The sequence below is a fragment of the Nocardia cyriacigeorgica genome, from assembly GCF_010868145.1.
Classification (GTDB): Bacteria; Actinomycetota; Actinomycetes; order Mycobacteriales; family Mycobacteriaceae; genus Nocardia; species Nocardia cyriacigeorgica_D.
In genome coordinates this window covers 12,690-32,706 of record NZ_JAAGUY010000001.1, presented here as the reverse complement: position 1 = coordinate 32,706, position 20,017 = coordinate 12,690, and the positions used below count along the sequence as shown (strand labels likewise).

At 66.2% G+C, this 20,017-nt stretch carries 22 protein-coding genes; 14 read left to right on the top strand and 8 right to left on the bottom strand.

Features of this window, described 5'->3' with window-relative positions:
• Nucleotides 1-92: 92 nt before the first annotated feature.
• Nucleotides 93-512 (bottom strand): DUF6463 family protein, encoded by a 420-nt coding sequence (locus GV792_RS00190; protein ID WP_163821540.1) that lies wholly within the window; start codon nucleotides 510-512, stop codon nucleotides 93-95.
• Between the two features lie 261 nt (nucleotides 513-773).
• On the opposite strand from GV792_RS00190, the gene GV792_RS00185 reads away from it, so the two are divergent.
• From GV792_RS00185 to GV792_RS00170, 4 genes are all read left to right on the top strand, one after another.
• The gene (locus tag GV792_RS00185; protein WP_256668271.1) at nucleotides 774-1,184 is read left to right on the top strand and encodes a hypothetical protein; all 411 of its coding nucleotides are present in this window, start codon (nucleotides 774-776) and stop codon (nucleotides 1,182-1,184) included.
• A 1-nt stretch (nucleotide 1,185) separates the two neighbouring features.
• Nucleotides 1,186-2,127, top strand: coding sequence for an NAD-dependent epimerase/dehydratase family protein (locus tag GV792_RS00180; RefSeq protein ID WP_163821538.1), 942 nt, complete (start codon nucleotides 1,186-1,188; stop codon nucleotides 2,125-2,127).
• Between the two features lie 63 nt (nucleotides 2,128-2,190).
• Nucleotides 2,191-3,156 carry an alpha/beta hydrolase gene (locus tag GV792_RS00175; protein WP_163821536.1) on the top strand — a complete coding sequence of 322 codons (966 nt, stop codon included), beginning with the start codon at nucleotides 2,191-2,193 and terminating at the stop codon, nucleotides 3,154-3,156.
• 23 nt (nucleotides 3,157-3,179) lie between these two features.
• Nucleotides 3,180-3,866: a TetR/AcrR family transcriptional regulator gene (locus tag GV792_RS00170; RefSeq protein WP_306043598.1), complete on the top strand. Its 687-nt coding sequence runs from the start codon at nucleotides 3,180-3,182 to the stop codon at nucleotides 3,864-3,866.
• Between the two features lie 125 nt (nucleotides 3,867-3,991).
• Here the strand turns inward: GV792_RS00170 and GV792_RS00165 are convergent, their stop codons facing one another.
• From GV792_RS00165 to GV792_RS00155, 3 genes are read right to left on the bottom strand one after another with little or no spacing between them, the layout of a single operon-like run.
• The gene (locus GV792_RS00165) at nucleotides 3,992-4,756 is read right to left on the bottom strand and encodes an SDR family oxidoreductase (RefSeq protein ID WP_163821533.1); all 765 of its coding nucleotides are present in this window, start codon (nucleotides 4,754-4,756) and stop codon (nucleotides 3,992-3,994) included.
• On the bottom strand, nucleotides 4,743-5,363 hold the full coding sequence (locus GV792_RS00160; RefSeq protein WP_163821531.1) for a TetR/AcrR family transcriptional regulator: 621 nt from the start codon (nucleotides 5,361-5,363) through the stop codon (nucleotides 4,743-4,745). Before GV792_RS00160 ends, GV792_RS00165 begins: the two co-directional genes overlap by 14 nt.
• 43 nt (nucleotides 5,364-5,406) lie before the next feature.
• Nucleotides 5,407-7,278, bottom strand: coding sequence for a helix-turn-helix domain-containing protein (locus tag GV792_RS00155; protein ID WP_256673741.1), 1,872 nt, complete (start codon nucleotides 7,276-7,278; stop codon nucleotides 5,407-5,409).
• A gap of 163 nt (nucleotides 7,279-7,441) precedes the next feature.
• On the opposite strand from GV792_RS00155, the gene GV792_RS00150 reads away from it, so the two are divergent.
• From GV792_RS00150 to GV792_RS00130, 5 genes are read left to right on the top strand one after another with little or no spacing between them, the layout of a single operon-like run.
• On the top strand, nucleotides 7,442-8,569 hold the full coding sequence (locus GV792_RS00150) for an alcohol dehydrogenase catalytic domain-containing protein (protein ID WP_163821526.1): 1,128 nt from the start codon (nucleotides 7,442-7,444) through the stop codon (nucleotides 8,567-8,569).
• The gene (locus tag GV792_RS00145) at nucleotides 8,566-10,017 is read left to right on the top strand and encodes an NAD-dependent succinate-semialdehyde dehydrogenase (protein ID WP_163821524.1); all 1,452 of its coding nucleotides are present in this window, start codon (nucleotides 8,566-8,568) and stop codon (nucleotides 10,015-10,017) included. Before GV792_RS00150 ends, GV792_RS00145 begins: the two co-directional genes overlap by 4 nt.
• 39 nt (nucleotides 10,018-10,056) lie before the next feature.
• Complete coding sequence (locus GV792_RS00140) at nucleotides 10,057-11,079, top strand: iron-containing redox enzyme family protein (protein ID WP_163821522.1); 1,023 nt, start codon at nucleotides 10,057-10,059, stop codon at nucleotides 11,077-11,079.
• Nucleotides 11,080-11,107: 28 nt separating this feature from the next.
• Nucleotides 11,108-11,764: a HemK2/MTQ2 family protein methyltransferase gene (locus GV792_RS00135; RefSeq protein WP_163821520.1), complete on the top strand. Its 657-nt coding sequence runs from the start codon at nucleotides 11,108-11,110 to the stop codon at nucleotides 11,762-11,764.
• Nucleotides 11,765-11,774: 10 nt separating this feature from the next.
• Complete coding sequence (locus tag GV792_RS00130; protein ID WP_163822156.1) at nucleotides 11,775-11,945, top strand: CDGSH iron-sulfur domain-containing protein; 171 nt, start codon at nucleotides 11,775-11,777, stop codon at nucleotides 11,943-11,945.
• A gap of 309 nt (nucleotides 11,946-12,254) precedes the next feature.
• Here the strand turns inward: GV792_RS00130 and GV792_RS00125 are convergent, their stop codons facing one another.
• Nucleotides 12,255-12,446: a hypothetical protein gene (locus GV792_RS00125; protein ID WP_163821519.1), complete on the bottom strand. Its 192-nt coding sequence runs from the start codon at nucleotides 12,444-12,446 to the stop codon at nucleotides 12,255-12,257.
• A 231-nt stretch (nucleotides 12,447-12,677) separates the two neighbouring features.
• On the opposite strand from GV792_RS00125, the gene GV792_RS29335 reads away from it, so the two are divergent.
• Nucleotides 12,678-13,271: a DUF6328 family protein gene (locus GV792_RS29335; protein WP_256668272.1), complete on the top strand. Its 594-nt coding sequence runs from the start codon at nucleotides 12,678-12,680 to the stop codon at nucleotides 13,269-13,271.
• Between the two features lie 142 nt (nucleotides 13,272-13,413).
• Complete coding sequence (locus tag GV792_RS00115) at nucleotides 13,414-14,469, top strand: glucose 1-dehydrogenase (RefSeq protein ID WP_163821518.1); 1,056 nt, start codon at nucleotides 13,414-13,416, stop codon at nucleotides 14,467-14,469.
• Between the two features lie 9 nt (nucleotides 14,470-14,478).
• On the opposite strand, the gene GV792_RS00110 is transcribed toward GV792_RS00115, so the two are convergent.
• The 3 genes from GV792_RS00110 to GV792_RS00100 all read right to left on the bottom strand — a co-directional run bounded on the left by GV792_RS00110 (nucleotide 14,479) and on the right by GV792_RS00100 (nucleotide 17,872).
• Entirely contained in the window at nucleotides 14,479-15,507 is a 1,029-nt protein-coding gene (locus GV792_RS00110; RefSeq protein ID WP_163821516.1) for a hemolysin family protein, read from the bottom strand.
• A complete protein-coding gene (locus tag GV792_RS00105; protein ID WP_163821514.1) occupies nucleotides 15,500-16,864 on the bottom strand; it encodes a hemolysin family protein in 1,365 nt (454 codons plus the stop codon). Before GV792_RS00105 ends, GV792_RS00110 begins: the two co-directional genes overlap by 8 nt.
• A gap of 285 nt (nucleotides 16,865-17,149) precedes the next feature.
• On the bottom strand, nucleotides 17,150-17,872 hold the full coding sequence (locus GV792_RS00100; protein WP_163821512.1) for a VTT domain-containing protein: 723 nt from the start codon (nucleotides 17,870-17,872) through the stop codon (nucleotides 17,150-17,152).
• 112 nt (nucleotides 17,873-17,984) lie between these two features.
• Here GV792_RS00100 and GV792_RS00095 point away from each other — a divergent pair, with 112 nt between their 5' ends.
• From GV792_RS00095 to arsB, 3 genes are all read left to right on the top strand, one after another.
• Entirely contained in the window at nucleotides 17,985-18,383 is a 399-nt protein-coding gene (locus GV792_RS00095; RefSeq protein ID WP_163821510.1) for a helix-turn-helix domain-containing protein, read from the top strand.
• Between the two features lie 73 nt (nucleotides 18,384-18,456).
• Entirely contained in the window at nucleotides 18,457-18,831 is a 375-nt protein-coding gene (locus GV792_RS00090; RefSeq protein ID WP_163821508.1) for an ArsR/SmtB family transcription factor, read from the top strand.
• Nucleotides 18,828-19,934: an ACR3 family arsenite efflux transporter gene (gene arsB, locus GV792_RS00085; protein WP_163821506.1), complete on the top strand. Its 1,107-nt coding sequence runs from the start codon at nucleotides 18,828-18,830 to the stop codon at nucleotides 19,932-19,934. Before GV792_RS00090 ends, arsB begins: the two co-directional genes overlap by 4 nt.
• Nucleotides 19,935-20,017: the final 83 nt, after the last annotated feature.

Genomic DNA, 20,017 nt, shown 5'->3' with positions numbered 1-20,017 from the left:
CCGCCATCGGATTCGCGTGCAGCACACCTGCCGAGAGCTGGGAAGCCGTTGTCGATCTGCCCTGCACGTCGCCCGGTGTCGCCGCGCCGGGTTCAGCTCGTTGGAATGGACAGCGTGGCAGGTCTTCCGGGCCTATCGTGGCGTGCCTCGCGTCGGGAACCGGCGAGTAGCAGACCGGCGACGATCAGAAGGACCAGCAACGGCGAGGGGCCGCCGACCGCCACGGTCACCAGTGTCCAACCGGCCACCAGCCAAGCAAGGAATGCCGGCGGTGTGACTCCGCGGCGGTCGAGCCACAGCACCATCAGGCCGATCACGAGAAACGGCACGCCGAAGCTGTACACCGTGTACCACAACGCGGCTTCGGCGTGATCCAACGCGTTGGCATCCGCCACCCATCCTGTTCCGTCGAACCATGCCTCTGCGTGGTTCGGCGCCGTCTCGATAAGTGCGCCCGTTGTGTGCCCGATTCCGGGAAACAGCACAATGAGCCACCCCGCCCACTTGATCATGTGACCTCCTCGTCGTTTTCGCGGAACCAGTCGGCTCCGTCGGGGCACTCACGCGGCGAGCGTTACGTCGCCGCACATGCCATCCATACATACGCTGCCGTATGCTCGAGCGTAGCTTCATACATACGGACCCGTATACATGAGATGGCATGAATGGAGTCACACCCAATGGCTCGCCATCGTGTTGCAGGTCACACTACTTTTAGAGACCATCAACTATTACCGTTTTAGAGGTTGGTCTCCAGAAAGTGAGGTGATGCGATGACGGCGGACGGCATGCGGAGAGTCCGGCCTTCCGGACGCTTCGTGACGATCGCGACGGTGATCTGCTCGGCGACGATGCTGGTGTTCGGCGCTTGGATGCGGGTGGACCCGGCGGGGTTCGCCCGGTGGGCGAACTGGCCCAACCACGTGCACTTTCTTCATGACGCAGGTGTTTTCCAGCTGGGCATCGGGCTGATGATGCTGTGCGCGCTGTGGTGGCGAGACGCACTGGCGGTCGTGCTCATCGGCTTCGCCTTCGCCAATACCTTCCATGCCCTCAACCACGCACTGGATGCCGACCTCGGCGGCAACGGCTCGGATTTCTGGACGCTGGGATCTGCCTCCGTGATCGCGATTGCGGCGCTCGGCGTACGCGTGCGAATCCTCAACCAGCGTAAGGAAAAGTGACATGAAAGTAATCGTCGCCGGTGCGACCGGCGCTTTGGGTATGACCCTGACGACTCAGTTGATCGCCGCAGGACACACGGTCATCGGCCTGTGTCGCCAGCAGGAGGGCGCACACCGGCTGACGGCCATCGGCGCGGAAGCCGTCGTGACCGATGTGCTGGACGAGCAGAGGCTGCTGGCAGCGCTCGGGGGTCGTACCGCCGACGCAGTGATCCACCAGGCCACCGCACTCAGCCGAATCCCCACCACGCACACGCGACTCGACGCCACCAACGCGTTGCGTGACACCGGTACAACGCACCTGTTGCATGCGGCCGAGGCCGTGGGGGCAAGACGGTTCCTCACCCAGTCGTTCTTCCTGGGCTATGGCTACCGTGACCACGGTAGCGAGCCTGTCACCGAGGAACATTTGTTCGGCCGGCCGGACGGGACGCCCTTCGATCGCCACCTGCGATCGATGCGATCGAACGAGGATCAGGTATTCGCGGCCCAAGGGATCGACGGTATTGCCCTGCGCTACGGCCTGTTCTACGGTCCGGAGCCCACCACCCGCCGTTTCGCCGCATTGACCCATGCCCGGCGACTGCCGGTCCCAGCACGTGCCGGCGTTACGTCGCCGGTCCACATCACCGATGCGGCCGCCGCGACCGTCGCGGCGCTCGAGTACGGCTGCGGCGGTGAGGCATACAACATCGCCGACGACTGCCCACTCGGATTCGACGACTACATTCGCGCGATCGCACGGGCGTCGAATGCTCGAGAACCGCGGCGTATTCCCAGCTGGCTACTACGCCCCGTCCCCTACCTCCATGGGCTCATGGTCGGTACCAGCATCCGTTTGTCGAATGACAAAGCGAAAAGGGAGCTCGGCTGGACGCCCCGATACCCCAGCTGTCATGAGGGGTTGGTCGATCTCGACGGAGATGATCACCAACTCCGATGAACGACGTGCTCGATACAGACGACACCACCACCCGCCTCGGTCATCCCAGGAAGGAACTCTTCTGTGAGTAACCCTCGTTCTAGTACGAACAAGGTGCTCTCCATCCTTGCCACACCGGTCGGAGCCGCCTACGGTGCCGCACTCGGCTTTCGGATGTATCACCCACCACGCCGAGCTCACCACCGCAGACCAGAGGATTTCGAACTGCACGCGACAGAGCGAATTGTCGAGCTTCCTTCCGGAGGGCGCATTCACCTGTGGTTGTGCGAGGGCGCTCGCGACCGTGTCGTCGTACTCGGCCACGGCATCGGACTGAGCAAATCCGCGTCCCTGACGCATGCGAAGTTCCTCCGCAAGGCGGGCTACACCGTGTGCCTGTTCGATCACCGCAACCACGGCGCCAGCAGCTTCCACTACGGTTTCCGCAGACTCGGCGAGAAATTCACCAGCGACATCGTCGAGGTAGTCGCGATGCTGCGTGCAACACCCGAGTTTCGTGACGCGAAGATCGCACTGTTCGGTTTCTCGTTCTCCACGTTTCCGTCGGTGCACGCCCTGACTCGCCCAGATTTCGCCGTCGACGCGATCATCTGCGACAGTGGCCCCGTGGACGACGGACGGGCCCTGTTCGAACGTTTTCTCGTCGCCGGCGCACTACCACTCCCGGGCATATTCGCCGAGGGTTACGCTGGTTTCGCCACGCGATCGGCGATGGCGACGACTGGGCTGGCGATGTTGGGTGTCGATTGGCCCCCCACGGTGACACCCGCGGCCGAGCAGGTTCCCGCACTGCTCATCTGTGGTGAGAACGACTCGATAACCACTCCTGAATCCGTACGCGGCATGGCCGCCCGCTACCCCCGATTCCAGGTCGAGATACTGCCCGACGCCGGGCATCTCGAAGGATTGAAGCTCGCCCGGAAGCGCTACACCGAGCTCGTCTTGGATTTTCTCAACCGTTCACTCGGCGCACCGGAAGAGTTCCCGACTGCGCAACCACCGGCTGGCCGACAACGATGGATCGACTGAGATTCCAGCCCTGACCTCCGTCGATGCTAGGTTGCTTTCGACGACTGTTATCGGAGGGCGGTGCGTATCACCACTCCACGACCCGCAACGTTGGATGGATTCGCATGGGCAGACCCGCAGTGCATGATGCCGACGGGTTACTCGACGCCGCCGCCCTCCTTGCCGCCACAGCAGGTCCAACGGGAGTCACGATGACCGCGGTTGCACGCGAAGCCGGAGCTCCCAGCGGGTCGGTCTATCACCGATTCCCGAATCGCCCGGCCCTGCTCGCCGCGCTCTGGCTACGTGCGCTGGAACGTTTCCACGAAGGGTTCATCGCCGCCATCACCGGCGACGACGCCGCAATAGCGGCCGAATCGGGTGCCGGGCACATTGTCGCCTGGTGCCGGGACAACCCGCACGATGCAGCAGTTCTTTTGTACAAGACAGCGGACTTCGACGAACCCCACTGGCCAACGGAGCAACAACAGCGACTGGAACGCATGAATCGCCGTGTGATGGGTACTGTCCGCGAACTAACCCGCCGCCTGGGTCTGGACACCGCCCGCGGACGTGAGCTGATCATCATGATCGTCCTCGACCTGCCGTACTCGGTGGTTCGCCGACATCTGCGCTCCGGCACCACCATCCCGCGATACTCGGAACAACTGATAGCCGAATCCGTTCGCGCGGCCTTGGCGGAGCATCGAAAGAGCGCGGCAGCCCCGTAGCGGATCGAGCGGGTGCTCGAGGTCGGCCATTCCATCCGCCGCCAGGCGTAGGGCGTCGACAGCTCCGACCCCTTCGACCAGTTCACCCGCCGGCCCTGATCACCGGCGGGTGGGATCGGTCCGGCTCACTGGCCGAGGATGTACTCCAGTGACGGACCCGCGGTCCAGCCGCCGTCGACGGCGAGTTCGGCGCCGGTGGTGTAGGAGGCGGCGTCGCTGAGCAGGTAGGTGACGGCACCGACGAGTTCTTCGGCGCGGCCGACGCGCTGGAAGGGATTGTTGGGGAAGGCGCCCGGTTCGGCACTGATGCCGGTGGGAGCGGTCATCGGGGTGAAGACCATGCCGGGGTGCACCGAGTTGACCCGGATGTTCTCGCGTCCGAGTTCCACCGCGGCAACCTTGGTCAGGCCGCGCACGCCCCATTTCGCGGCACCATATCCGCTGGTCAATGCCATACCGATGAGACCGGCGGCCGAGGAGATGTTGATGATCGAGCCGCCACCCGCCGCGCGCATGGCGGGCACCGCGGTATGGATGCCGGTGTGTACGGCCACCAGGTTGATCTGGATGATGCGCTGGAAGGTGTCGAGCGGTTCGTCGGCCACCGTCTGTCCCGACGCCGAGATACCCGCATTGTTGACCAGGCCGTTCAGCTTGCCGAACGCGGCGACGGTGGCGTCTACGGCGGCCTGCCAGCCGGCCGAATCGGTGACGTCGAGGTGCACATAGCGGGCCTTGTCGCCGAGGGAGTCGGCGACGGCGGCGCCTTCGTCGTCGAGCAGGTCGCCGATCATCACCTGCCCGCCCGCCGCGACGATGCCGCGCGCGAAGGCTTCACCCAGGCCACGGGCGCCGCCGGTGACCAGAACGACTTTGTCAGCGAGATCCATTGATGTTCCTTTCGTTTCGCGGTGCGGAGGCCGCACCGCTCGGGATGTCGGGGCGCCCGAACATGGCGCGGGCGACGGCAGCGGCTGCCTCGCTGGAGGACAGGCCGTCGCGCACCATGTGGGTCAGTCCGGCAATGACGAACAGCACCGCCTGACCGCAGGCGACGGTGGTTTCGACGGCCGACTCCTCGGCCCGGATATGGCGTGCGACCCCAGGACGGATGATCGCGGCCGTCTCATAACTGGCCTCCAGCCACACCCGACGCAGCGCCGGATCGGCGAACACGGTCGCCATGATCGCGCGTGACTGCTCGTCGTCCGAGGTGGCGAAGGTGCGTTCGAAGGCGTGCACGAGCGCCTCGCCGAAACCGTCCTCGGCGGACTGGGCCTCGATGGCCTGCGCGAAGGCGTGATTGCCGTCGTCGAACAGCGGACGGAGGCTGTCTTCCTTGGTCGGGAAGTAGCGGTAGAAACTGCGTTCGGCGAGCCCGGCCTCGGTGGCCAGCGCGGCCACGGTGGGCGATGAGCCGCCCGCGCGGACGAACAGGTCCGCGCAGGTGCGGGATATCGCTACCAGCGCTTCTGGTTCCAATGGCTTCCGTGCCATACCCGCACCCTACGCCTTTGTGGCAGAAACTGCCATTATTGGGTCACCGAGTGGTTTGCAGCTTCCAGATGCGCAAGGCGAGGTGGAGGTCGAGGCGACGAGTACCGGCGAGCCAGTCGTCACCGAGCAACTCGGCAATCCGAGCCAGCCGCTGCCGCACGGTATTGCGGTGGATGAACAACCGGGCGGCCGTGTCGACGAGCCCGGCGTTGTTTTCGAGGAACGTCCAGGCCGTCTCGGTGAGTGCGGTGCCGTGGTCGCGGTCGTAGGCGAGCAGTGGCCGGATCTCGCCGAGCGGGTCGTAGTCCCGGCCGAGCGTGCCCGCCGCGTCCAGCAACAGCCCGACCGCGCCGAGGCGGGCGCCGTCGAGAACCTCACCGGCCCGGCCCAGCACGATCAATGTCGACAGTGCCCGTTCGGCCTGCGTGTGGATGGCCGCCACAGCGTCGAATCCCACTGCCGGACCAGCGAACCCGATGGTCGCGACGACACCGTTCGCCGCGAACTCCTGTTCCAGTGAGGCCACGGCGGGTGCGCCATCGGCCGCCAGCACGCAGATATGCCCGGCATGGTCGGCCACCAACGCACGGATCCGCCCGAGCGCACCCCTGACGTGCCCTTCGATTCGCCGGTAGTCCGCGCCGTGGGTGTCGATGACGAGGCAGGTCAGCCGATCATCGGAACGCAGACCGAAACGGGCGGCCCGCCGCTGCACCTGCTCCGGCGCCACCGCGCGCCCGGACAGGATGTCGTCGAGTACCTCGAATTGCATCCGTTGCGCGGAATCATGGGCGGCCTGATCGAACAGCCGCAGCACGGTCAGGAAGATCGCGAGGCGTTCGAGCAATCCACCCTGCGCCGCCGGAATCTCGCCTGCGAGGACCAGCGTCGCCAAATGCGTACCACCAGCCTTGGCGGGGACCAGGGTGGCACCGTGCACCGATCGTGGTTTCCCGGTCGCGACGGCGCCGGCGAACTCCGCGCCGTCGACCATCGCGGTGACTGCGTCGAACCACGCGCCTGACGGTCGGCCATCATGGGCCGGGTGGGCGGCCAGCACTCCACCGGCGGGGTCGAGAACCGCCGCGGGAGCCGCGAGGACCTGATGGGCGAGTTCGACGTAGCCGTCCAGACCGCGGCCGCCGACCACCGTTTCGATCAGCCGTTCGTCCAGTGAGATGACATCCTGCAGATGGCGCACCCGGCTGATGTGGGTGTCCTGTTCCTTGGCGAGGTCGTCGAGCGCAGTGGTGATTTCGGTGAAGCGCTCGGCGTTGTCCAGCGCGACCGCGGCATGTTTGCCCACGGTGTCGATGAGGTCGATCAGCGTGTTCGGGTAGCGGCGCGGCGATCGGTCCGCGATGAGCAGCGCACCGATCACACTGCCGTGCAGGTTCAGCGGAACACCCAGGATGGCGCGCACACCCTCTGCGCGGACGATGGCGTCGATCTGCGGCAGGTGCACGATGTCGGGGTCGGTCAGATAATCAGCCGACTGATAGGGCGAAAGACCCGCGGCAGCCTTGCCCAGCACCCCGGTGCCGATCGGCATCCGGATCGTGCGGTAATCGGGGGTGATCACGCCGTCGGATTTGCGGATGTAGGTCTCGCGAGCCCGGTAGTCGTTCAAGCTGATGTAGGCCATATCGCTGCCGGTCAGCGACCTGGTGCGTTGCACGATGGCCTTGAGCACCGCCTCCACGTCACGGATGCCTGTCAGGTCGGTTGCGGTGCCGTGCAGTACTCGCAGCAGTTCCTCGCGGTCGCGCCGTTCGGCGAGCCTGCGGTGGATTCCGCGGGCGGCAGCGGCCGTGGCATGGGTGATCTCGTGCCGTTCGAGCGCCTCGGTGAGCCGAGTGTCGAGTTCGGTTTCGGACAGGCCCGCGTGAATCTGCTCCAGCAGCGATGTCGACATATCCACTAGCAAGCATCCTTCGTATGTGCTTACCGCACACTTCCCACTCGAATCAATGTACTTCGAGGTCATGTACACGCGGTGACTGGGGTCATATCTTGGAACCGCGTGCCCACCGTCGCGTCCGGCTTCCTGTCGGGCCCACTCCGAAGTCAGGTAGCCGATGAAGATCACCGGAGCAGTTCTCGAGGAATCCGGCCGGGCCCGGCCGTTCGCCCAGTCGCGGCCCATCACCGTGGGTGAGGTCGAGCTGAGCGAGCCGGGACCGACCGAGCTGCTGGTCAGGATCGAGGCGGCGGGCGTCTGCCACTCCGATCTGAGCGTGGTCGACGGAAACCGTCTGCGACCTACGCCGATGCTGCTCGGGCACGAGGCCGCCGGGATCGTGGTGTCGGCCGGCGAGTCCGTCACCGACCTGAGCCCTGGTCAGCGGGTAGTGATGTCGTTCCTGCCACGCTGCGAGAAATGCGAGGCCTGCGCCGAAGATGGCCGGCTGCCGTGTTCGGCAGGCACCCTCACCAACAACGCCGGCGAACTGCTGCATCACTCCCGGCACCTGACCCGAGACGGCGAGACCGTGCACCACCACCTCGGTGTATCCGGATTCGCCACGCACGCGGTGATCGACCGCGCCTCGGCCGTTCCGGTCGACGCCGACGTCCCGCCCGATATCGCGGCGGTTCTCGGTTGCGCGGTCCTCACCGGCGGTGGCGCGGTCCTGAACGTGGCCGATCCGCAGCCGTCGGATTCGGTGATGGTCGTCGGGCTCGGCGGTGTCGGTATGGCGGCGGTGATCACCGCGAAGGCACAGGACGTACAACAGATCATCGCCGTCGACACTGTCACGGAGAAGCTGGAGCAGGCCGAGGCGCTCGGCGCGACCGAGGTCTACACACCCGAGCAGGTCGCCGAGGCCGGGATCAAGGCCCGCTACGTCATCGAATGCGCCGGCCACCCGCGCGCCTTCGAAACCGCCTTCGCCGCAACACGATCCGGCGGCACCACCATCACCGTCGGGCTGCCCGCGCCGGCCGCGCTGGCCTCGATCTCGCCGTTGACGATCACCGCGGAGGCACGCACGGTCGTCGGCAGCTACCTCGGATCCGCGGTCCCCGCACGAGACATCCCCCGCTACGCGCAGATGTGGCGGGAGGGCAAACTTCCGGTGGACAGGCTCATTTCCTCCCGTATCGGTTTGACCGAGATCAACGAGGCGATGGATCTGCTGGCCGACGGTCTGGCGATCCGCCAGGTCATCATGTTCGACGAGACCGAGGAGGCAACGGCGTGAACACGGTCGAACAGATTCTTGCCGATGTGCCGACGGGGCATTACATCGACGGCCGCTGGACCGATGACGCCACCACCCTCCCGGTCGAAAACCCGGCAACCGGAACAACGTTGACCCATGTCGCCGACGCCGACCCGGCCACGGGCATGGCCGCGCTCGACGCCGCGTCGCGCGCCCAATCCGCCTGGGCGGCCACCGATCCGCGCGCCCGCAGCGACATCCTGATGGCCGCATTCGGCCTGATCCACGAACGCGCCGAACAATTCGCCACCCTGATCACCCTGGAAATGGGCAAACCGCTCACCGAGGCGCGCGGCGAGGTCACCTACGGCGCGGAATTCTTCCGATGGTTCGCCGAGGAGGGTGTGCGCGCCTCGGGCAGCTACGTGCGCGCGCCGTCCGGCGGCCACCGGATCATGACGTTGAAGCAGCCTGTTGGCCCGGTGTTCGCGATCACGCCGTGGAATTTCCCGCTGGCGATGGGCACCCGCAAGATCGCTCCGGCATTGGCCGCGGGATGCACCGTTGTGCTCAAACCGGCCCCACAGACACCGTTGACGACACTGGCTCTGATGGAGGTCCTCGACGAAGCCGGACTGCCCGCGGGAGTCGTCAACTGTGTGACGACATCGAACGCGCCGGAGCTGTCCCTCCCCATCATCACCGACCCGCGGCTACGGAAGCTGACCTTCACCGGATCCACCGCGGTCGGGCGCGCGCTCACCGCACAGGCGGCCGAACGCATGCTGCGGGTGTCGATGGAGCTCGGCGGCAATGCACCGTTCGTGGTGCTCGAATCGGCGAATCTGGATCGTGCGGTCACGGGAGCTGTTGCCGCGAAAATGCGCAATACCGGCGAAGCCTGCACGGCGGCCAACCGTTTCCTCATCCACGAATCCCTTGCGGAGGAATTCGGGCATCGTTTCGCCGATGCGCTGGCGCAATTGACCGTCGGCAATGGGATGGACGCGGGCACCGACGTCGGGCCGCTCATCGATGCCGTCGCGGTGGCCAAGGTGACCGGGCTCGTCGACGACGCGACCGACCGAGGCGCTCGGGTGCTGACCGGCGGAAAAGCGGTTTCCGGCCCCGGCCATTTCGTGCAGCCGACGGTGCTGACAGACCTCGACTCGGAGTCGGCGATCCTGCGCGAGGAGATCTTCGGCCCGATCGCCCCGCTTCGCACGTTCAGGACCGCCGACGAAGCTGTGGCCATGGCCAACGACACCGACGCCGGCCTCATCGGCTACGTGTTCGCCGAGAGCATCAGTGAAGCGCTCGCCGTCTCCGAGCGGCTGGAAACCGGCATGATCGGTCTCAATTCCGGTGTCGTCTCCAACCCTGCTGCGCCATTCGGAGGCGTCAAGTCCTCCGGCCTCGGCCGGGAAGGTGGTGCCGAAGGTCTCGACGAGTACTTGGAGACCAAGTACATCGGGTTGGCGCTCTAGGCACCGATTGCCTGCGGTCGCACCGGGTACGCGGAGAACATGTCCCCTGTGATCGACGGACACTCCGTGCTGCCCCGGCCCCGTGGCCCGCTGTCCGCCGCGGTGATGGAGACGCTGACCGGGCAGCCGGGTAATCCCGTGCCGCCTGCCGGTCATGTCGATCCCTACAGTGACGATCTGCATCTGGCCCTGCACACCTGCTATGAGCTGCATTATCACGGTTTCGAGGTGGTTGACCCGGATTGGGAATGGGATCCCGGCCTGCTGCGGCTGCGCGCCGAACTCGAGCAGGCCTGGTCGGAAGCGCTACACGATGACGTCACCGGCGGTGATGATCTCGGCGGCGAGCTGAGCTATTTGCTCAACGCGCCGCGCGACGTGCCCGGCGTCGCCCGGCAACTGGCGGAGCATCATGACTGGACCCAGCTGCGCGAATATTTCGTGCACCGCTCCATCTACCACCACAAGGAAGCCGACCCGTACGCCTGGGTGATTCCGCGCCTGCGTGGACAGGCCAAGGCGTCGGTGGTGGCGGTGGAGTTCGACGAGTTCGGCGGCGGGCACGGCGCGCGAGTCCACGCCCAGCTCTTTGCTGATCTGCTCACCGGTGCCGGGTTGGACCCGGGGTACCTGCGCTATCTGGACGCGGTACCGACCCCGATGATCGCGCTGGTCAACACCATGTCACTGTTCGGGCTGCACCGGAAATGGCGTGGGGCCCTGATCGGCCATTTCGCCACCGTGGAGATCACCTCTCCGCCCGCCTCGGCGCGTCTGGTCGAGATCTTGGAACAGATGGGCGCGGATCCGGCCTGTGTGATGTTCTATCGCGAACACGTCGAGGCCGACGCGGTCCACGAACAGGTCATGCGTCACGGCGTCATCGGCGATCTGGCGGACCGCGAACCCGCGCTGGTCCCGTCGATCGTGTTCGGTATACAGGCGACGAATCTGTTGGAGGACCGCTTCGGCGACCATGTTGTCGATTGCTGGCGAACCGGGCGCAGTTCCCTGCTCGATCCGTCCGTTCTGCCCGCGCGACCCGACGACCAGCACGAATGACTCGCCGCAAACGGGATATGCCCTTCGTATGAGACTCATATGCGCCCCCGGCGTCTATCGCCCGCAGGCCGACTCGTGGCTGCTCGCCCGCGCGATGGCCGAGGCTGGGCTGGCACCGGGGGGCCGGGTGCTCGATCTGTGCACCGGCACCGGGGCCGTCGCGATCAAGGCGGCCCAGGCCGGTGCCGCGACGGTGACTGCCGTGGATATCTCGGTGGCCGCGCTGGTGTCGGCCTGGATGAACGCGCGGCTGCGCCGCCTCGCGGTCGAGCTGGTGCACGGCGATTTTCGTACCGTCATACACAACCGCCGGTTCGACGTGGTGCTGGCGAATCCGCCGTATGTACCGGTTTCGGACGGCCTCCACACCCGCGGCGGCGCCCGCGCATGGGATGCGGGACAGCGCGGCCGGGCCATGCTCGACCCGCTGTGTGCCCGGTTGCCGAGCCTGCTCGACCACAACGGCGTCGCGTTGCTGGTGCAGTCGGCGGTCAGCGGGCCGCACACCACGGTATCGAGGTTGCGCGCGAGTGGGCTGAAGGCCGCGGTCGTGGCCCGGACGCGGATTCCATTCGGGCCGATCATGCGGTCACGGGCGCAATGGCTGGCTGCCGAAGGTCTCATCGAACCCGGGCAACGAGATGAGGAGTTGGTGGTGATCCGTGCCGACCGAACCCGCCCCTGAACCGACACGCATGCGGTTCACCGAGGACGGGCCCCTTCTCGTCGAGGGGCCCATCGAACTCGTGACCACCGATGGACGCACCGTGCGCTCGGACAGATTTCAGGTCGCGATCTGCCTGTGCCGTCGCTCCAGGTGCTACCCGCTGTGCGACACCAGCCACCGCAGGCACCGTCGGGAATGATCGCGCGCATCGTGCAAGTGCGGCACACCCGGTCGAGGACGCCGCGAATCTCGGCATCCAGAGTGGAGGCGGCGAGCGCGGCCGCCCTTCCGTGGGGGGCGTGCGCCCGGACTTCCGCTGTCGCGGCGGTGTTTCTCGGATCCACGCGACATCGTCGGCGCGCCGGACCGAGTAGCACTGCCGGTCAAGAGGTCCGCACGGCTGTCGGACTCGAGACTCCGCCGATCGGCTCGGCCCTCGACCCCATTGTCGAACGGCGCGATCCCACCGGCATCGCAGTGGATTCCATCGGATCCTTTTGTCGTCCGACTACCGAAATGTCCGGTTGCCGAACGAACTGTACAACAATGCAATGCCCCCGATCATTCCTCCGAAACCACTGTGGGGCAGCTGGTTCAGCGAAGTCGGGCGTCGGCGCTCGCCGGTCGTGGCCTCGCCGGCGTCGACGAGTTCCGTCTGGTCATCGGCGTGCAGGCCGGTGATCTCGAACCACTCCGCCACGTTCAGCAGGTGCGTCTTCTCGGTGCAGACCTTCTTTCTGGGCTTTCGGTACCGACCGCGCGACAATGACCGGACAGCTTCGATATCGGCGGCCCATCGGTCAACAGCCACCGACCCGGACGTTGTGCCTCGATAGCCGCGGCCCCGCCGCGACAACTGAATGACCTGGTCCGCGCCGGGTACGCCGCAACCAGGTCCCACCGGGCCGTCGCAGGTGAGTAAGAGGAAGCCATGCCGGTACGTCGCACACATTCAACGGGGAACACTCGGCCGCGGCGTCAGAGCAACCGCCGCGGCACCACGACTGCCGGCGCCGACCACGACACCTGGAACTGGCGCGCCCGAGCCGAGACCCCGACCCAACGGCTGGACCGGAACTGGGCACATCTGCTGCAGGAGCTGCGCGTACTGCAAACCGGCGTGCAGCTGCTCACCGCATTCCTGATGATTCTGCCGTTTCAGCCCTCGTTCGATTCGCTCGATACCGGCATGCGCGGGGTGTATCTGGTGACGGCGGGCGCCGCGGTCGGTGGCACGATCTTCCTGGTGGCACCGGTGTCCTGGCATCGGCTGCTGTTCCGCCGTCACCGGCTACAGACCATCGTGACCGCGGCGCATCGATGCACGCTGGCGGGTCTCGCTCTGCTGGGCGTCGCTATGTGCGGGGTCACCATGCTGATTGTCGATGTGGTGGTCGGACCGGTGGCGGCCGTGGTCACCGGAACCGCGACGGCGGCCGTGTTCGTCGCGGTCTGGCTGGTGGAGCCGATGCGCCGCCGCCGCGGCTCAGCTCGTGTCGCCGCGCCTCGACGGCTTCGCCGGTAGACGACGCCGGACCTGCGCCCACGCCGTCCTCCGGCCGAGAGCCGGGTTCGGAGGCGGCGAATCATCGACCGGTACGCCGATTGCCCTGGCGTGCGACTCGGCGCGAGCGCATGACCTGGCGCGATGCGGGTAGACCGGCACTATGCGTGCGCTCACGGTTGATCCCACAACGGCGGGGTCGCTTGGCATCAGCGACCTGCCCGACCCCGAACCAGGTCCGGGTGAACTGCTCGTCGATGGCCTCGCCGTCGGTGTGTGCGGCACCGACCGGGAGATCGTCGCCGCCGCCTACGGCCGGCCACCACCCGGCCGGGAGCGGCTCGTCCTCGGGCACGAATCATTGGGCCGGGTCCGTACCGCACCCGAGGGCAGCGATTTCGCCCCCGGCGATCTCGTCGTCGGGGTTGTGCGCCGCCCCGACCCCGTACCGTGCGGGGCGTGTGCGCGCGGCGAATTCGACAACTGCCGCAATGGCCGATATACCGAACGCGGCATCAAAGAACTCGACGGGTACGCCGCCGAACAGTGGTGTGTGAAAACCGAATACGCGGTCGCGCTGGATCCGCGGCTGGCGCGGGTCGGCGTGCTACTCGAGCCGACGAGTGTGGTCACAAAAGCCTGGGAGCAGATCGAACGGGTCGGCGAACGCGGCTGGTTCGAGCCTGCCCGCGTGCTGGTGACCGGTGCCGGACCGATCGGGCTGCTCGCCGCCCTGCTCGGCCGCCAACGCGGACTCGACGTCCACGTCCTCGACCGGGTCGAGGACGGCGCCAAACCTCGCCTTGTCCGCGACCTCGGCGCCACATACCACCACGGTGAGGCCGGTGCGGTCGCCGATCGGCTGCGACCTGATGTCGTGGTTGAGGCGACCGGTGCCGATGAGGTGGTCTTCGCCGCCATGGGGAAAACCGCGCCGTTCGGCGTGGTCTGCCTGACCGGTGTCTCCCCGACGGGACGGTTGATCGACGTGGACGCGGGCGCGGTGAACCGGGAAATCGTGCTGGAGAACGACGTCGTCGTCGGATCGGTCAACGCCAACCTGCGCCACTACCGCCTCGCCGCCGATGCCCTTGCCGCCGCAGACAGCGCCTGGTTGGACAGGCTCGTTACCCGACGGCTGCCGTTGTCGACCTTCGCCGACGCTTTCACCCGCACCCCCGATGACGTCAAGGTCGTCATCACGCTCGACGAGCATTGACGACGGCGGCTACACCACCCGCTGATCAGCCTTCCCCGCCGCGGTCGGCAGCAAACGCCGGAGCACATCGGTGATGGTGATCAGCCCGACCGGGGCCTCGGCGTCGGTGACGACGGCGAGGTGGCTGCGGGTCTCGCGCATGGTGCGCAACGCCTCGTAGATGGGAGTGGTCGCGGTCAGCGTGAGCACCGGGCGCATCATGTCTGCGGCGGTGGCGTCCGGTGCGGCCGTGAGGCTGTCACGCACGTGAACCACGCCCCGGGTTCCGTCGGCATCACGCACGAGCATCCGGAGATGGCCCGTGGCGCGCGACACCGCCTGGATCGCGTCGCGATCCGCACCAGGGGTGACGGCGTCCGGAGATGCGTCCGGGCGCATGAGGTCGCCGACGGTGAGTTGTTCCAGCTCCAGCGCACTGATCAGGTTGCCGTGGTAGCGCTCATCGAGCGTGCCCGCGGTCGCCGAATGCTCGACGAGGTGACGCAACGCCGCCGGGTCCTGACCGGACTCGACCTCGTCGACCGGCGTCACGCCGACTCGGCGCAGGCACCAGTTGGCCATCTGGTTCAGCAGTTTCAACAGTGGCCGGGTCACCGCCATGAACGCACGCATCGGGATCGCGAGCATGGTGGCCGAACGTTCCGGGTGCGCGATCGCCCACGATTTGGGCGCCATCTCCCCGACGACCAAGTGCAGGAAGGTCACGATCACCAGCGCCAGCACGAACCCGGCGACATCGGCTACCCACACAGGCGCCCCGATCCGCTCGAACAGCGGGGTGAGCCAATGGTGCACAGCGGGTTTGGTGATCGCACCGAGCGCGAGCGTGCACACGGTGATGCCGAGCTGCGAACCCGCCAGCAGTACCGACAGTTCCGAGGAGCTACGCAATGCGGCACGAGCGGCCGGGCTGGTGGCGGCGGCATCCTCGAGGCGGTGCCGCCGCGCGGCGATCAGTGCGAATTCGACGGCGACGAAGAAGGCGCTGGCCCCGATCAACCCGATCGTGACCACCGCGACGACCCACGGGTCACTCATCGTCGGCATTCCCGTGTTCGGTGCGCAGGCTCAGGAACACCGAGGCCGGCACATGGTTGGCCACGGCCCTGACCTCGGCATCCAGGATGCGCGCGGACAGCGGGCGTTCGGCGATGTAGTCGGCGCCACTGGGGTCGAGCTCGATCGCGACCCGCGCACCGGCGTCGGGCAGCCCACCGAACACGGAGATGACAAGTCCGGCAATGGTTTCGTAGTCCCCGGCAGGCAGCTCGAAATCGAGGACACGTTCGATCTCGTCCAAGTGCACATCACCAGCGACGAGCCAGCCATTACCGACGCCGACGATGTCGGTGTCGGGTCCGGTGTCGTGTTCGTCGGCGATCTCACCGACCAGCTCTTCGGCGATGTCCTCGATCGTGACGATGCCCGCGAACCCGCCGTATTCGTCGACGACGAGCGCCATCTCATCACCGGCCGCATCCAATTGCGCGACGACCTCGGGCAGAGCCAAGGATCCGGGAACGATGACGGCCTCCCGCACGTGGTCGGCTGCGGTGCCTTCGACCGGCCCGTCGAGCAGGTCGTGCAAGTGGATGACGCCGCGCAGGTCGTCGCTCGACGATCCGATGACCGGGTAACGGGTATGCCCGGTGCCCATGCGGGTGAGCACCTCCTCGACGGGATCGTCGACGTGCACGGTGTCGACGCGGGAACGCGCGATCATGGCGTGCTCGGCATCGGCGGTCGGGAAGTCCAAGATCCGGTCCAGCAGTGTCGACAGTTCTCGCGGCAGTTCCCCCGCGTCGCGCGAGCTGGCGACGATGTGTTCGAGGTCGCGCGGTGTGGCCGAATGTTCCACATCGTGCACCGGTTCGATCCGCAAGGCACGAAGCAGCAGATTCGACGACTGATCGAACAGCCAGATCAGCCAGCCGAAGAGCTTCAAATAGACCGTGGTCGACATGGCCAGCCAGCGGGCCGCTGGTTCGGGCCTGGCGATGGCGAGGTTCTTCGGGAAGAGCTCCCCGAAGAGCATTTGCACGAAGGTGGAGAACGCGATCGCCAGCACGGCCCCGACCGCGATGCCGACGCCGGTGGGCACGCCGACGCCGCCGAGCAGTTCACCGAGACCGCGACCGATCAGCGGTTCGGCGACGTAACCCACCAGCAGTCCGGTGACGGTGATGCCGAGCTGTGCGCCGGAGAGCATGAACGAGGTGCGCCGGGTGACGCCGAGCGCTCGTTGCGCCGACTTGTCACCTGCCTCGGCGCCGGCCTTCAACCGGGACCGGTCGACCGCCATGAAGGCGAACTCTTGGGCGACGAAGTAGCCGGTCAGCGCGGTGATGAGCAGGACGACAAGTACGCCGAGCGCAATGCTCGCCGCGGTCAGCACGAGGTCTCACCGCTATCCGGCAGTGGGTCGGCTGGGAGCGGGCCGGGTTGTCGGCAGATGCGCGATGCGCGTTTCATATGTCTCTCCGTGGATGGAACGACAGAACTACAGCGAATGCGCCCGATCGGTCCGACAACGCGACCGCCGAACGGGTGACCAACGATATCGGCGTGATGGCCGGATACGCGCGATCGACGCGACGCGGTTCGGTCGCTGATCCAGCGTCGTTCGCTCGGATGCGGGATTCGCGATGCCGGCGATTCGTTCGATCGCCACCAATGATGTTCAGTACCGCACGGTTTCCTCGACGTCCACGGATTCGGCGTCGGCTCCTTTGTCCGTCTTGCTCGCCAACATCCGCTTTCCGACCTCGATGACGATCGGCAGCACCGATACCGCGACGATCAGCAGGAAGATGAGGTCGATGTTCTCCCGCACCACCGCGATCTGGCCGAGCAGATACCCCAGGTAGGTGACGCCGGACCCCCACAGCACGCCGCCGATGACGTTGTAGACGACGAAGATCGAATAGCGCATCCCGGACGCGCCCGCGACGACCGGCGCGAAAGTCCGCACGATGGGGACGAATCGGGCCAGCACGATGGTGATCGGCCCGTGCTTGTCGAAGAATTCGTGCGACTCGTCGATGTACTTCTTCTTGAAGAAACGTGCATCGTTGTTCTTGAACAATGCCGTGCCGCCGCGCGACCCGATCAGATAGCCCACCTGATCACCGGCAATGGCTGCCAGGGGAATCAGGATCAGCAGCAACCAGATCGGCGCGAAGGGCTCGATCTCGGTGGATTTCGATGCCGCGATGAGTCCGGCGGTGAACAGCAGCGAATCGCCCGGCAGCAGCGGGAACAGCAACCCGGATTCGATGAACACGACGGCGAGCAGGCCGACGAGCATCCAGGTACCGAAGGAATTCAGCAGGTTCACCGGGTCCAGGAATCCGGGCAGTAACGCCAGGTGGGTGATCGACTCGGCCGACAGATAAGTGGTCATCGCGGTCCAACAGTAACACGCGCAACTGTATGGTTTGGGTACCTGGTGACGCTCCTCGCACACCGGTCCCGGTCAGCGCTGTATCGTTTCACCGCCGCGCGAAAGGAGGCCCATGACCGACACTCTGGTCAGGATCGGCGAATTGGCCACCCGTGCGGGTGTCAGCAACCGAACCATCGACTACTACACCAGCCTTGGCCTACTCACCCCCGCCGAGCGCACCGCAGGTGGCTACCGCCTCTACCACCCGGGCGACGTCGATCGCATCCATCTCATCCAGCGCCTCGAAGCTCAGGGCATCCCCCTCGAGGAGATCGCTTCCGCCCTCAACGCCCGCCCCGGCGACACCGGTAAAGCTCTCGCTCAGATCGACGGCGACCTGAAGAACCTCCAGACTGCCGCCGAAACCGCCCCTGCCGAAATCCAGGGCCTGCTCAATATCATCGCCGCCCGAGTACATTCCCTGGTCTCGGTCGCCCTCCAGATCCCACCCGACCTGCCGATCCTCTGATATCCCGCCAAGCCAGGGTGGAATTCCACGACCAGCGTTTGCGCTCTGATTCGATATACGTCAATATCGATATATGTCGAAGTCGAGGCTGGAGTTGATTCCGGAACAGGCGTGCGCCGCAGCTCCGCTGACGCGGGAACCGTTGGCCGCCGAATCTGCGGCCGAGCTTGCTGCGGTGTTCAAGGCGTTGTCGGATCCGGTGCGGCTGCGGTTGCTGAGCAGCATCGCCAGCCGGGCAGACCAGGAAGCATGCGTCTGCGACCTGTCCGAAGGCATCGACTTGAGTCAGCCGACGATCTCCCACCACCTCAAAGTGCTGCGGGAAGCCGGGCTGCTCGACAGTGAACGCCGGGCGTCGTGGGTGTACTACCGCGTCGTGCCCGATGCCTTGCGGCGACTGTCGGATGTGCTCCTCGCGGAGATCGGCGCGGCGGAGGTTCGCGCGTGAGCGTCGGCACCGAAACCGCCACCCCGGTCGTCGGCAAGCTGTCCACCCTCGACCGGTTCCTGCCAGTGTGGATCGGCGCGGCGATGGTCGCGGGACTAGCGCTCAGCCAAATGTTTCCCGTTCTCGGTGATGCGCTCGGCGCGGTGGAGATCGACGGGATCTCGCTGCCGATCGCGCTCGGGCTGCTGATCATGATGTACCCGGCGCTGGCGAAGGTGCGCTACGACCGCCTCGACACCGTCACCGGCGACCGCAAACTCTTGATCGGCTCGCTGGCCCTGAACTGGGTCCTTGGCCCCGCGCTGATGTTCGCGCTGGCCTGGCTACTGCTTCCGGATCTACCCGAATACCGGACCGGGCTCATCATCGTCGGGCTCGCCCGCTGCATCGCGATGGTCATCATCTGGAACGACCTCGCCTGCGGGGACCGTGAGGCCGCCGCAGTACTGGTCGCACTGAACTCGATCTTCCAGGTGATCATGTTCGCTGTCCTCGGCTGGTTCTACCTGTCGGTGCTGCCCGGATGGCTCGGACTCGAACAAACCACCATCGACACCTCACCCTGGCAGATCGCGAAATCCGTCCTGATCTTCCTCGGCATCCCCCTGTTCGCTGGTTTCATGACTCGGCATTTCGGCGAAAAGGCCAGGGGCCGTTCATGGTACGAATCCACCCTGATCCCCCGGATCGGCCCGTGGGCGCTGTACGGACTGCTGTTCACCATCGTCATCCTGTTCGCCTTGCAAGGTGAGCAGATCGCCTCCCGACCGCTGGACGTCGTCCGCATCGCCGTCCCACTACTGGCCTACTTCGCGATCATGTGGGGCGGAGGGTATTTCCTCGGCGCCGCTATGGGCCTTGGCTACGAACGCACCACCACCCTCGCCTTCACCGCCGCAGGCAACAACTTCGAACTCGCCATCGCGGTCGCCATCGCTACGTACGGAGCGGCGTCCGGGCAGGCGCTCGCAGGTGTGGTCGGACCGCTCATCGAGGTCCCGGTGCTCGTCGGGCTCGTGTACGTGTCGCTGGCACTGCGGAAACGTTTCACCGGATCCACCGCGGATGTGCCGGCGGCGATCAACGCGCGGAGTTTGTTGTGATGCAGGGTAAACCGGCACCGACCGATCAACAATCCGCCGGCAAGCGCGCACACCGCGCACCGGCGACGGATTTCGACGACTTC

Coding starts and splice junctions, on each gene's coding strand:
- GV792_RS00190 (WP_163821540.1), bottom strand. CDS start 512: ATGATCAAGTGGGCGGGGTGGCTCATTGTGCTGTTTCCCGGAATCGGG.
- GV792_RS00185 (WP_256668271.1), top strand. CDS start 774: ATGACGGCGGACGGCATGCGGAGAGTCCGGCCTTCCGGACGCTTCGTG.
- GV792_RS00180 (WP_163821538.1), top strand. CDS start 1,186: ATGAAAGTAATCGTCGCCGGTGCGACCGGCGCTTTGGGTATGACCCTG.
- GV792_RS00170 (WP_306043598.1), top strand. CDS start 3,180: ATGCTAGGTTGCTTTCGACGACTGTTATCGGAGGGCGGTGCGTATCAC.
- GV792_RS00165 (WP_163821533.1), bottom strand. CDS start 4,756: ATGGATCTCGCTGACAAAGTCGTTCTGGTCACCGGCGGCGCCCGTGGC.
- GV792_RS00160 (WP_163821531.1), bottom strand. CDS start 5,363: ATGGCACGGAAGCCATTGGAACCAGAAGCGCTGGTAGCGATATCCCGC.
- GV792_RS00155 (WP_256673741.1), bottom strand. CDS start 7,278: ATGTCGACATCGCTGCTGGAGCAGATTCACGCGGGCCTGTCCGAAACC.
- GV792_RS00150 (WP_163821526.1), top strand. CDS start 7,442: ATGAAGATCACCGGAGCAGTTCTCGAGGAATCCGGCCGGGCCCGGCCG.
- GV792_RS00140 (WP_163821522.1), top strand. CDS start 10,057: ATGTCCCCTGTGATCGACGGACACTCCGTGCTGCCCCGGCCCCGTGGC.
- GV792_RS00135 (WP_163821520.1), top strand. CDS start 11,108: ATGAGACTCATATGCGCCCCCGGCGTCTATCGCCCGCAGGCCGACTCG.
- GV792_RS00130 (WP_163822156.1), top strand. CDS start 11,775: ATGCGGTTCACCGAGGACGGGCCCCTTCTCGTCGAGGGGCCCATCGAA.
- GV792_RS29335 (WP_256668272.1), top strand. CDS start 12,678: ATGCCGGTACGTCGCACACATTCAACGGGGAACACTCGGCCGCGGCGT.
- GV792_RS00115 (WP_163821518.1), top strand. CDS start 13,414: ATGCGTGCGCTCACGGTTGATCCCACAACGGCGGGGTCGCTTGGCATC.
- GV792_RS00110 (WP_163821516.1), bottom strand. CDS start 15,507: ATGAGTGACCCGTGGGTCGTCGCGGTGGTCACGATCGGGTTGATCGGG.
- GV792_RS00100 (WP_163821512.1), bottom strand. CDS start 17,872: ATGACCACTTATCTGTCGGCCGAGTCGATCACCCACCTGGCGTTACTG.
- GV792_RS00095 (WP_163821510.1), top strand. CDS start 17,985: ATGACCGACACTCTGGTCAGGATCGGCGAATTGGCCACCCGTGCGGGT.
- GV792_RS00090 (WP_163821508.1), top strand. CDS start 18,457: ATGTCGAAGTCGAGGCTGGAGTTGATTCCGGAACAGGCGTGCGCCGCA.